Here is a 12,312-nt window from a genome sequence, read left to right on the forward strand (position 1 = left end):
GCAGGGATATGGGCATGGTCGACCTTCGGGTGGGACGGGACGCGGGGAAGTGCGGACGGGTCAGGCGCTGTACGGGCGCAGCTGGAGGATGTGGAGTGCGCCTCCCGGCCCGAGCAGCCATTCGATGTCGAGCGGCCCCGCGAAGGTGTAGTCCGTGGCGAAATGGGACTGGAGCAGGCGGCCCGCCAGTGCCAGCCGCCCCAGGTGGGCCCGCGTGTCCTGCGCCAGGTCCTCGGTGGCCGAGCCCAGCGAGATCGTGCGGCCGCCGCCCTCGACCGTGTTGTACAGGTACTGCAGGGGCATCGTCCGGCCGTCGACGACATCGGCCGTGGACCCGTGTGCGCAGTTGAGGTACACGTTGCGGAAGTCGGCCCGGTTGGTCGGATTGCAGGTGACCATGACGCCTCCGAGCGGGGACGGCTCGTAGCGCTGGACGATCACCCCCATGTAGGTGTCGTCCAGGGAGATGCCGGCCTGATGGCGCAGCCGGACGCTGCGCGGGGAGAGCAGCGAGGCCCATACCTGGCGGATGGCGTCCAGCAGCCCCGGCAGATCGGTGACCTTGGTGTGGGACTCGTAGATCCCGGCCGCGGAGAAGCCCGGCAGGTCCTCGGCGTTCGAGGAGGACCGCACGGCGAAGCGGCCCGTGCCCGCCAGGTGCTCGACCAGCTGCGTGTCCAGGGCGCGCACCAGGTCCTCGGGCACCGGGAGGGTGCGCACCAAGTGCTGCAATTGGAGGCAGACCGTGTCCACGGCGTCCATGGACTTCAGCTCCAGGGCCATCTTCAGCTTGCCGATGCTCTGTTGCACGGCCGGAGAGGAGTCCAGGAAGCGCTGTTGGACGGAGAAGGGGACGGCGATGCCCGCCGGCGCCTGGACGTGCCGGGTCAGGAACTCGCTCGCCTGCTGGGCGAGATCGCCGTCCTCGGGCATACCCAGCCGTGCGGCCAGGTGACCGAGCAGGTCGGCCCGGGGCGGGCGGGGCACGCAGTAGTAGCCGGTCAGCCGGCCCGATCCGTGGCGCAGTACATGGTGCAGTTCCCCGAGGTTGGCCGCTTTGGTGCCGTAGCGGTTCCGGTCGCGGGCGCGTAAGGCGGACAGCGGCACGAGCGGTACGTCCGTCACGTGCGGCGCGTCGAGGCGGACCCGCTGCGTGTGCCACGTCGGTTCGGCGAGGTCCGACGGCTCCTCTGCGGGCTCGATGACGAACCCGTCGGCGGTGACCTCGTAACGGACCCAGGCACCGTCCAGCTTCTCGTCGGCGATCATGTCGAGGGCTCCGCGGACGATGGCGTTGGGGATGCCCCAACCGGCCGCCAGCATGTTGGTGTGCGACAGCGGAGTGGTGGGCTGGGCATTGATCAGACCAGCGAGCCGCGGGATGTCGTCGGGGACCACCGGCATGGCGACGATGTCGTACCAGGTCAGGTCCGCGCGGGCGGCACGGTATTCCTCGCCCGAGGCGAAGGCGCGGAGCCGGCCGGTGGCCGAGGCGAGCGTCAACGGCACGAAGGGCGCGGTCGCCAGGAGTGCGTGACCCCGTGCACGGGGCACCACGGTCTCCGGCACCGCCGCGAGGGCGTTCTCCTGCCCGTGGTTGGCCGGCTTCACCAGCAGCTCCAGCGCGGGATCGAGGTGAGCCCGTACGAAGGCGTGGAACTCGATCAACAGGTCCGCGCCCATGGTGTCGGCCTCGGTGGTCTCCAGGACCATGAACGGCTCGTCCCGCTCCGGGCCGCCCCGGGAGTGCAGCGAGAGGACGCCGAGCAGGAAGCGCCGCGCGGGGTCCTGGTAGACGTCATGGTTGAAGCGGTCGAGTTCGGCGTCGAGCTGTTCGAGGGTCAGCCCATGGATCTCGGTGGCTATGTAGTTGACGTGGAAGGAGTGCACAGCGCTGTCGAGGACGTGCCAGAGGCCCTGGTCGCGGTCCACGACGACCTTCACGTACGGGTGCCCGCCCAGCACCCCGGCCAGCTGCTCGAACAGGGGGAGCGTGAGCAGGGTGTCCACGGCGGCGCCCCGGGGGGACGGGGCGGCGGTGAGGGTTCCAGTGTTCGTCATGCGTTGCTCCCGGGCGTCGAGCGGTCGGCGGACTGGGCGGAGGGCTCGGTGGGGGCGGCCGTGAGGGCGACGGACGGGGCGGTGAGGGCGTTGGGCATGGCCGCGAGGATGCGGCCGCAGTCGGCCAGCAGCCCCGGCCCGGACTCAGCGGTGAGGAAGCACAGCGCGGCCATGGAATTGGCCCCTCCCGCTTCCTCGTACGGCGGGACCGGGCTGCCCGGCGCGAGACTGCATTCGCGCACCAGCTCCACGCGGGTTCCTGGCGCGACCAGGGCGGGCCAGTCGACCGCCTCGAAGTCCCAGGCCGGGAGTTCGGCCCAGGGCCGGCCCTCGGGGTCGACGGCGAGGACGACGAGGGATCCGGCGGCGCCCTCGCCCTCGGTCAGCATCCGCTCCGGGTAGGCGACCTCCCTGCCGAGCAACTGGCGCACCAGCATGCCGATCATGTCGAGCCCGAAGACGGTCTCCACCTGCCGGGTGGTCATCACGCCACCTAAGCGGGCGGCGGTCTCGATCAGCCACATGGCCCCGTCCGCGCCGAGTTTGATCTCGGTGTGGGTGGCGCAGGTGTCGAGTCCGAGCGCGTCGACGGCGGCGCGCGACACCTCCTCGATCCGGTGTTGCAACGCGTTCGGGAGGGCGGCCGGGGCCAGGCTCGCCCGCTCGGTGAAAGGGGCGATGGTCGGCATCCGCCCGGTGATGCACAGCGGGTGGTAGTGGCCGTCGGCGACGATCCCCTCCACGCTGACGTAGTCGCCCCACCCGTCCCCGTCGAACCAGTCGGAGGCCTGTCCGGTCACGATCTCCTCCAGCAGGAAATCGCTGACGCCCTCGTCCGCGGCGTGCAGTTCCGCGTAACCCTGCGCGGAGGAAGCTTCCATGACGGAACGTCCGGTCTTCCAGGCCGCCTCGGCCTGCTGCTCGTTCCACACGGTGAGGTGGGCCGTGGAACCCGCGCTCCAGGCGGCCTTCAGGAGGAGCGGCGGCGTCAGGGTTTCGAAGGCGTCCGTGATGTCCTGCGGAGCGTGGACCTCAGCGAACCCCGGTACGGGCACCCCGGCGTCACGCCAGATCCGGCGCATCAGACGCTTGTCCCGCGCCCCCGCGACCCGCTCGCCGGCACCACGCAGTCCCAGCCGCAGGCTCGCGTGGGCGACGGCCATCACCGCGTACTCCGACAGGGTCAGCACCGCCTCGGCGCCGACGCGGCGGGCGTGGGAACAGATCAGATCGACCAGTTCCACCCCCTCGCCCGGCGGGGCCGTGGTGACCGACGCGCACCCGGGCAGCCACACCGACTCGGTGGTTCGGGGCAACGGCGCGAGCGCCAGGACGTGCACCTCGGCGTGGGCGGCGATGCGCGGGACCGCGTACTCCAGAGGAGGGCCGCCCTTGGCATAGACGAAGAGGATCGGGGTCATGGTGCTCCTGGGGTCGATCGGGACGCCGCGTGGCGCGACGGCGTCGTCGGCGGACGATCCGTACGCGGTGTAATCACGGACGGACCAGGGGTAACTAAACCACGACGGAAAACGGCGGACGCACAGATGTACGCCTACTCAGTTGGGTATTCGCCAAACAACCGCGCTCGCCAAGTGGGGCCGGTATGGGGGTATTTCAGCCATCCGTTCGGGGCCCACGGGGCCTGCGGGGCCCAGGCCGCGGGGCGGCGGCGAGCAACCCGGCGGAGGTTCGCGGTCACGGCACTGGACGATTGGTTCCGAAGTCAGGTCGGCTGCTGGTTCCGGCTCGTGACGGCCAGGGTGCCCATGCCCCCTCCGGTCGATCACTGCTCAACGGCCGGATGAGCCCTGCGACGCGCCTTGCCGGACGCGGCGGCCTTGCCGCCGGTGGAACCTCAGCCGCATGAGGCAGAGCGGCAGGCGGGCCGCTGAGGAGGCCGGTTCAACCCACACAGGCTTCAAGGGTCCGGTGCCTGCATTGCAACTTCGGGTAGATCAGGCCGACTTCGATCGGCATGGGCTTGCCGGCCTTCCCGTCCACCACCGTCTGGCAGCTGTGGCCGGAGATTCCGAGTATCGGGACGAGGACGGCCTTCGGAATGTTGCTGCAGCGCACGAGGCCGGGTCCGCTGTAGTCGTTGTAGACCTGGTTGGCCGCGCCGTCGCGAGTGAGGATGCCCTTGCGAGGTTCAGCGCTCCACTGGACCGACCTCCCGTGAGCATCCGACGCCGGGCCCACGATGACGTCCCACTCGACCTCCAAGCCCTCGAACACACTCACGCACACGGCCTCGGCGCCGTCCTTCAGCACGAGGTCGGCAGGGCACCGGGCAGTGGTCTCACCGTCGGTGTTGGCCATGTCGATCGTCTTCCCGCGCAAGCCGGAGGCAACGACCTCGGGGAAGACGTCCCCGGGCTGCGCCCACGGCATCGGCAGGTCGGACGGCTGCCGGACCGGATTGGCGACGGCCTGGGGCAGTTCCGGGAAGGAGTAGTCCTGCGCGCTGTCGTCCGAACCGGCCCCGCAGGCCGTGAGGAACACGCCCAGGCCGCCTATCACCGCAATGATCCTCTTCGCACGCATGCCTGAACCCTAGTCGGCCGCTACACCGCTCGTTCGTGGGAGGTGTACATGGGCAACGGCGTGGTCAGCAGCCGACAGGATGTCGCTCGCCAAGATGCCGCACGAGAACGCCGGGTCGGGCCTCGGGGCTGTTCTATACCGCGACCCATCTGGGCATGGCCCTCAGCACCGCGCTGACCGCCTGGTGTTCTTCTCCGCCACCGGGGGCTCGACGGACGGCGCGGTCAACCGTGCCGCGTTCACCGGCGTGCTCTGGTGGGTCGCCGGCACGTCGACCTTCGGTCTGACGGGCGTGCCCCGGGAACGTGCGGCGCTCCCGGGGCACTGGGGATCAGGGGATCAGGGGATCAGGGGATCACCTGGGCGTCAACGGCCCTGGAGCGTCTTGACGTTGTCCCCGAAGGTCCAGCCCTTGGAGCCGTCCCAGTTGATCGACCAGGTCATGAGCCCCTTCAGCGAGCCGCCGAAGGAGTTCCAGGACTGGCTGACCAGGCTCGGCGCCATGTGGCCGCCACCCGCACCGGGCTGGGCCGGCAGGCCGGGCACCTGCTTGTCGTAGGGCACCTTGACCGTGGTGCCCTGGATGGTCAGGCCGTTGTTGAGGCAGGTGGTCTGGGCGGTGAAGCCCTGCACGGTGCCGGCCTGGTAGGAGTCGCCGGAGCAGCCGTACATGCTGCCGTTGTAGTACTGCATGTTCAGCCACCACAGACGGCCGTTGTCGGCGTACTTCTTGATGATCGGGAGGTAGGACCCCCAGATCGATCCGTAGGTGACGCTGCCGCCGGTGACGTAGGCGGTCTCGGGGGCCATCGTGAGGCCGAAGCCCGCGGGCATCTGGGCCAGGACGCCGTCGATGATGCGGATCAGGTTGGACTGGGAGGCGGACAGCGTGTTGATGTCGCCGCTGCCGGTGAGGCCGGTCTCGATGTCGATGTCGATGCCGTCGAAGTTGTACTTCTTCAGGATCGGGACGACGGTCGCCACGAACTTGTCCGCGACGCTGCTGGAGCTCAGGTCGATGCCCGCGGCGGCGCCGCCGATCGACATGAGGATCGTCGCGCCGGCCGCCTTGGCCTGGCACATCTCGGCGGGGGTCGAGACCTTCACACCGGCGTCCATGCCGTCCTGCCACTGGACCGTGCCGTCGGAGAGGATCACCGGGAACGCGGCGTTGATGACGTTGTAGCCGTGCACGGCGATCCGGCTGTCCGTGATGGGGACCCAGCCCATGCCCGGGTGGACACCGTTGGAGGCGCCGTCCCAGTTCTCCCAGTACCCCTGGAGGACCTTGCCCGAGGGCCGGGGCTTCGTGGCGCAGGTGTCACCCGGCGGCGTGGTGGGCGGGGGTGTGGTGGGGGGTGGTGTGGTGGGGGGTGGTGTGGTGGGGGGTGGTGTGGTGGGGGGTGGTGTGGTGGGGGGTGGTGTGGTGGGGGGTGGTGTGGTGGGGGGCGGGGGCGTGGAGGGCGGCGGGGTGGACGGCGGCGGCGTGGACGGCGGGGGCCTGCTGCCGCCGGGGCCGGTGAGCGACACGTCGTCGGCGTGGTAGGCGGGCTGCCCGTACCAGCCGTGCACGTAGACGGTCACCGAGGTGGTGTTCGCCCCGGTGGTGAAGTTGACGCTGAGCTGGCCGTACGCCGCGTTGTTCGCGGTCCAGGTGGACGGGGTGCCGGTGAGGCCGGTGCCGGTGGCGCCCAGGTAGACGTAGCTGCCCTGGACGTAGGCGCTCAGCGTGTACTGGGAGTTGGGCTGCACGCTGACGGTCTGGGTGCACTGCCCGTTGTCCTGGCCGCTCGGCGTGGCCTTGAGCGCGAAGGCCCCGGAGTGGACCGGGCCGGAGACGGCGGTGCCGGACCCGCCGGTACAGGTCCAGCCGGAGAGCCCGCTCTCGAAGCCGGAGTTGGCCACCAGGTTGGCGGGGGCGGCGGCGCCGGCCGAGACGGAGCCCGCCGCGGCGATGCCGGCGGCGATGACGGCGGTGGCGCTCGCCCCCGCGAGGGAGCGCCTGAGGACGGCCGCCCTCTGCGGTCGGTGGTCGGGCGCGGGCCGGAGGCCGCCCGTGGGACGTGGCGTACGGGACCTGCGACGGAACACGCTGCGCTCCCTTCCCGCCGGACGTCATGGACATGACTAGCGCGTGGGGATATGACGCCCGGATCTGGGTGAGGTGGGGGGACATGTGGGGCTGTACCGGTCCGGATCGTAGGAGGCTCGACAGGGCCCGTCAATAGGTCTGGACCAATGGGCGGCAGATGTCCGTTGGGCTTCCCGGCGCAGCGCCCCGGGAATCCGTTACGAGGTACTCCTCGTCGGCCACGATCTTCCGCGAGCCGCCCCCGTACGTGGGATGCCCTTACCGCCGCCGCACGTGGGACGGCGCCCGCGGCCGTGCCCGGGCCCGGTGGGCCACGGCACGGCCGCGGGTGGGCCGGGACGGACGGGTCAGGAGGAGTTCACCGTCAGGATGGCCGGGTCCGACAGGCCCGCGGCACCCGTCTCCACCTTGCCCGCGAAGCGGCGCATGAAGTCCGGGGTCGCCGAGGCCACGACCGTGACGTCGTACCAGCGCTTCGTGTTCTTCAGCGAGACGCTGTGCGTGACCGTGGCGCCCGCCGCAACCTTGATGCGCTTGGGCCCGCCCGCGTAGGCGTTGGTGACCGTGAGCGTCTCGGTGGACGCGCCCGCGTTGGTGAGCGTGAGGTCCAGGTTCCCGGTGGCCGCGTTGTGGCGGGCGGTGACCTCGGGACCGGCGGTGGTGCCCGGGTTGCGGAAGCCGCGCAGGAAGCCGTTCGGGCCGTGCACGGTCAGGTCGGTGACCCCCGCCGAGTAGCGGGTGTTCCAGGTGTCCGCGATCGACTTGCCCGCCTCGGTGGTGTAGGTCCAGGGGGCGTCGGTGCGGTTGCCGGAGGTGACGTGGAACTGCGCGCCGAGGTCCGGGCCACCGCTGAAGGCCAGCCGGAACTTGCCCTCGGAGAGGAGCGCGGCGCCGTCCACGTACGGGGCGTACTTCAGCGCGCGCGTGGGCCGGTTCCCCTTCTCCTGGCGCGGCATCGCACCCTCGGCCGGGGCGACCGCCCGGAAGTCGGGGTGGCGGTCGTGGTCCTGCGGCTGGAAACCGCCGGTGTCGGGCAGCCGGACCGTCTGAGTGTCCTTGCGCGTGAAGTCGAAGGCCGAGGTCAGGTCGCCGCAGACGGCACGGCGCCACGGCGATATGTTCGGCTCCTGCACGCCGAAGCGCCTCTCCATGAAGCGGATCACCGAGGTGTGGTCGAAGGTCTCGGAGCAGGAGTAGCCGCCCTTGCTCCACGGGGAGACGACCAGCATCGGCACGCGCGGACCCAGGCCGTAGGGGCCGGCGACGTACCCGGCCTTGCCCGGGAAGACGTCCAGCGCGGTCGGCACGGTGGACAGGCCCTGGTTGGCGTCGGCCGGGGCGTAGGGCGGGACGACGTGGTCGAAGAAGCCGTCGTTCTCGTCGTACGTGATGAACAGCGCGGTACGGGCCCACACGTCCGGGTTGGAGGTCAGCGCGTCCAGGACCTGCGCGATGTACCAGGCGCCGAAGTTGGACGGCCAGTTGGCGTGCTCGCTGAACGCCTCCGGAGCGGCGATCCAGGAGATCTGCGGGAGCTTGCCGGCCTTGACGTCGGCGCGCAGCCGGTCGAAGTAGCCCTCGCCGGCCTTGGCGTCGGTGCCGGTGCGGGCCTTCTCGTACAGCGGCTCGCCGGGCTGGGCGCCCCGGTAGTTGTTGAAGTAGAGGAGCGAGTTGTCGCCGTAGTTGCCGCGGAAGGCGTCGTTGATCCAGCCCCAGGAGCCGCCTGCGTTCAGGCCGTCGCCCACGTCCTGGTAGACCTTCCAGGACACGCCCGCCGCCTCCAGGCGCTCGGGGTAGGTGGTCCAGCCGTAGCCGGCCTCGGCGTTGTTGAGGACCGGGCCCCCGCCGGTGCCGTCGTTGCCGGTGTGCCCCGACCACAGGTAGTAGCGGTTGGGGTCGGTGGAGCCGATGAAGGAGCAGTGGTAGGCGTCGCAGATGGTGAACGTATCGGCCAGTGCGTAGTGGAACGGGAGGTCCTCGCGCGTCAGGTACGCCATGGTGGCGGGCGTCTTGGCGGGGATCCAGTTGTCGTACTTGCCCTTGTTGAAGGCGCTCTGGCCGCCTGCCCAGTCGTGGTTGAGGCCCTGGAGGTACTCCCCGCCGAGGTCGTCGGACGGCGGCCGGAACGGCAGCGTCTCCTTGCCGGCGTTGTCGGCCTGGTGCCAGACGGACTTGCCGCTCGGCAAGGTCACCGGGCGCGGGTCACCGAAGCCGCGGACACCGCGCAGGGCGCCGAAGTAGTGGTCGAAGGACCGGTTCTCCTGCATGAGCACGACGATGTGCTCGACGTCGGCGATGGTGCCGGTGGTCCCCTGGGCGGGGATGGCGGCGGCGCGCGCGATGCTCTCGTTGAGCATCGTCAGGGCGGCGGCGCCGCCCGCGACCTGCAGGAAGCGGCGGCGGTTGAGTTCTGCCATGGCTTGAACGACCTCTGCGGTTGAGGGTGGTTGAGCGACCCCAGGACAACGTGCCTTGGGTACTGGAGAGGGAGTCTCGCGTGGCGTTCGCCCGTACGCCAGGCGAACGTCAGGCGGATTGCGGGGCGGTTCGGCCAGAATTGTGGGAAGGGGCAGGCGGTTGGGCGTTCGGGGCGTCCCGCTTGCAGCGGCGGTACACCCTGCACGGTTCGCTTGTTGCAACCCTATTGCGATTACGGGTAATAAGCGAAAAGCTGGCTCAGTCCTTACTCTCGACCCCCTGGACTCGGAGCCGCCTCATGCCCCTGGTACCGGAATCCGGACCGCAGCGCGTCATCGCCGCCTCGAACTTCGTCTACACCGTCGGCAGCGGCCTCTATCTGACCGCCGGAGTCCTGTACTTCACCGAGGCCGTCCGCCTTCCGGCAGCCCAGGTCGGCCTCGGACTCGCCATCGCCGGTGTCCTCTCGCTGGCCGTGGGCATCGCTGTCGGTCATCTCGCCGACCGGCACGGCGCACGCGGCATCTATGCGGTCACCCTCGTCGTCCAGGCACTGGCCACCGCAGGCTTCGTGCTGGCGGACAGCTTCTGGCTGTTCGCCCTCGCGGTGGGTACGGCCATGGGGGCCAAAGCGGCCGGACTGGCCGCACGCAGTCCGCTCATCAGGCACTACGGAGGGGACCGACCCCAGGCATTTCGCGCCCGTCTCCGCGCGGTGACCAACGTGGGCATCTCCCTCGGCGCTCTGCTGGCGGGCTGGGCTGTCCAGGTGGGCACCCTCCCCGCCTACCGGCTGCTGGTCATCGGCAACGCGGCCGCCTTCGCGGCTTCCGCAGCGATCCTGAGCTACCTTCCGCCGGTCGAACCCGTACCCGCCACCGGCGGCCCCCGCTGGAGCGCCCTGCGAGACCGCCCCTACCTCTTGCTCACCGCTCTCGACGGCATCATGGCCGTCCAGTTCAAGGTGCTCACGGTGGCCGTTCCGCTCTGGCTGGTGACGGCCACCACCGCCCCGCGCTGGCTCATCTCGGGCACCATGCTCATCAACACCGTCCTCGTCATCGCGTTCCAGATACGAGCCAGCCGCGGCATCGATTCCCCAGCGGCCGGCGGAACCGCGTACCGCCGGGCAGGCGTGGCCTTTCTCGTCTCCTGCTCCCTGGTCTCCCTGTCTGCGGGGATCCCGGCGTGGGCTGCCGCCACACTGATCATGACCGCCATGGTGATCCACACCATCGGCGAGCTGTGGCACTCCGCGGCAGGGTTCGAGGTGTCCTTCGCCCTCGCCCCGCCGCACGCCACCGGCCAGTACCTCGGCGTGTTCGGCCTCGGCGCCGGACTGGCCGAAGCCGTCGGTCCCGCCCTGCTCATCTCCCTCTGCATCGTCTGGGGCCGGCCCGGATGGTACGTCGCAGGAGCACTGTTCACCTTGACGGGCCTGGCAGCACCACTTGCCGTCCGCTGGGCAGAACGCCACCAGGGTGCTCGGCAGGCGCACCCACAGGTCGCGTGGAAGGAGCCAGTCGCCCGGAAGGCTCCGGAGAGCGTTCGACATCCCTGACTCGGTAAGGCTTCCGACGTCCTCGCCGTCGACGGCGCCGGCGACCAGTACGGAGTTTGCTGTTGAGCCGGCCCGCAGTCAGCGGGCGAGTACGTGGCCGTCCTGTGGGCGGTGGTCTCGGGAGCGGCGCAGGTCGGTGGTGACGTAGGTTCGTTGCAGCCAGCGGTCTGCTCCGTCGTAACGGGGATGGAAGGCGGTGCGGCCATGGACGGTGACGCGGTTGTCGATGATGACCAGGTCACCCGGGTTCAGGCGCAGGGTGCGGGCGGTCGCCTCGCAGGCGCGGCCGAATTCGGTCAGCGCCGCGGCGGCCCGAAGGGTGAGCGGGGTGGTGACGAGTTGGGCCATCCGTATGTCGGGATCCTCGACCGCTCCCGACAGTACCGGCCGGGGCTCGGCGTCGGGCTCACCCGCGGCAGCGTCGGGGCCGAAGGAAGGTGGCGGTGTGGTGATGAACTCCGGTGCGAACAGGGCCTGGCGACTGGCCGGGGTGGGGAGTGGCAGCGCTTGGCGGATGCCGGCGACGCGCATGCGACTGATCGACTCCGCCGACAATCCCTCCCCGGCAACCGCCGGAGCCAGAGCCGACAGCGCGGCCATCAACTCACCGGCAGCCGCGGCGGCTTGCCGCAGCGCGAGGGTCCGCTCGACAGGTCTGGCATGGGTCACCACCCCGGCCAGCACGCGCGCGGTGCGCTTCGCCTCGGCATCGACCCGCGTGCCCAGCACCGAGACGGACCGCCCGCCTCGGGGCTCACGGAAAACAGCGACAGCAGGATGACCGGCAACCGGCGATAAGCCCATGGTTAAGGTACTTCGCCAACAACACTCCACACGAAACCTGATCTGCTAGATCATTCGTGTGCGGTGCGCTGGAGTTGGCCGGTGAGGTCCGCGGTGGCGGGCCCGGTATGCCCGGCGGACTCGGGTCCGAGTTCCGTACGTGGTGAGCTCGCGCATCCAACTGTCGTCGGATACTGCTGTGGTGCTGTTGACATGGATCGCTGAGGTGGCGGACGAGCCCCTGGTACTGGAGCCGGCTGACCGTCGGGTGGAGTGGGAGACCAACACCTGGTGGCTGAGCGCGGAGGACGAGGACCGGAGGTCGTTGTCCGTCTCCGCGGTGGTGGCCGCCTTCGAGCGGACCGCCTCGGCCATCCGGGTCCGTATCCGCGAGTCGGGCTTTCCCGGGGATGCGACGTTCTACGTGTGGCATGACGAGCAGGCCGGTCAGCTCCGGTGCTCAACGGGATCGGTGACCGCGCATGCGTTGCCGTTCGGTGGTGCCTACGTACTTTCCGACGGCCTTGGGCCGGTCATCGAGGGGTTCTTGGCCGGCAGTGAGCCGGGCGCCATGGGCTGGTCGGGCCTGGACGGCGTGCAGAGCCACTCGGAGCAGGCCACGGGTGAGTCTGAGGTGGTGCCCATCCAGGTTTGGGCGAGCAGCGTTGGCGCCTCACGCTGACCGGTTCCGCGCGTCCGCACGCTCGCGCGCGTCCCCACGGCCAGGAGCCCTGCCGAGTCAGCCTCCGGGTTGGGCCGGCTTCTGCTGTGACTCCAGAAGCCGGGCACGGCACTCCTGCCAGAGCGGGTTCTCTCGGTCAGGACGTGTGGCGAGGGCGCGGTGCAGCCC

The 12,312-nt window shown here is 70.3% G+C and carries 8 protein-coding genes; 2 read left to right on the forward strand and 6 right to left on the reverse strand.

Going from position 1 to position 12,312, the window contains the following annotated elements; genetic code table 11:
• Nucleotides 1-60: 60 nt before the first annotated feature.
• The 5 genes from ACZ4TG_RS07785 to ACZ4TG_RS07805 all read right to left on the reverse strand — a co-directional run bounded on the left by ACZ4TG_RS07785 (nucleotide 61) and on the right by ACZ4TG_RS07805 (nucleotide 9,117).
• The gene (locus ACZ4TG_RS07785; RefSeq protein WP_468160539.1) at nucleotides 61-2,061 is read right to left on the reverse strand and encodes a PEP/pyruvate-binding domain-containing protein; all 2,001 of its coding nucleotides are present in this window, start codon (nucleotides 2,059-2,061) and stop codon (nucleotides 61-63) included.
• Nucleotides 2,058-3,482, reverse strand: a complete 1,425-nt coding sequence (locus tag ACZ4TG_RS07790; RefSeq protein ID WP_468160541.1) for an ATP-grasp domain-containing protein — start codon at nucleotides 3,480-3,482, stop codon at nucleotides 2,058-2,060. Before ACZ4TG_RS07790 ends, ACZ4TG_RS07785 begins: the two co-directional genes overlap by 4 nt.
• 484 nt (nucleotides 3,483-3,966) lie before the next feature.
• Nucleotides 3,967-4,608, reverse strand: a complete 642-nt coding sequence (locus tag ACZ4TG_RS07795; RefSeq protein WP_468160543.1) for a hypothetical protein — start codon at nucleotides 4,606-4,608, stop codon at nucleotides 3,967-3,969.
• 366 nt (nucleotides 4,609-4,974) lie between these two features.
• On the reverse strand, nucleotides 4,975-6,699 hold the full coding sequence (locus tag ACZ4TG_RS07800) for a carbohydrate binding domain-containing protein (RefSeq protein WP_468160545.1): 1,725 nt from the start codon (nucleotides 6,697-6,699) through the stop codon (nucleotides 4,975-4,977).
• Between the two features lie 348 nt (nucleotides 6,700-7,047).
• A complete protein-coding gene (locus ACZ4TG_RS07805; protein ID WP_468160547.1) occupies nucleotides 7,048-9,117 on the reverse strand; it encodes a phosphocholine-specific phospholipase C in 2,070 nt (689 codons plus the stop codon).
• 299 nt (nucleotides 9,118-9,416) lie between these two features.
• Between ACZ4TG_RS07805 and ACZ4TG_RS07810 the strand changes: the two genes are divergently transcribed.
• Nucleotides 9,417-10,679 (forward strand): MFS transporter, encoded by a 1,263-nt coding sequence (locus ACZ4TG_RS07810; RefSeq protein ID WP_468160549.1) that lies wholly within the window; start codon nucleotides 9,417-9,419, stop codon nucleotides 10,677-10,679.
• A 78-nt stretch (nucleotides 10,680-10,757) separates the two neighbouring features.
• Here the strand turns inward: ACZ4TG_RS07810 and ACZ4TG_RS07815 are convergent, their stop codons facing one another.
• A complete protein-coding gene (locus ACZ4TG_RS07815) occupies nucleotides 10,758-11,408 on the reverse strand; it encodes a TauD/TfdA family dioxygenase (RefSeq protein ID WP_468160551.1) in 651 nt (216 codons plus the stop codon).
• Nucleotides 11,409-11,625: 217 nt separating this feature from the next.
• On the opposite strand from ACZ4TG_RS07815, the gene ACZ4TG_RS07820 reads away from it, so the two are divergent.
• A complete protein-coding gene (locus ACZ4TG_RS07820) occupies nucleotides 11,626-12,144 on the forward strand; it encodes a hypothetical protein (RefSeq protein WP_468160553.1) in 519 nt (172 codons plus the stop codon).
• Nucleotides 12,145-12,312: the final 168 nt, after the last annotated feature.

It is taken from the genome of Streptomyces sp. NPDC028314 (genome assembly GCF_055565795.1).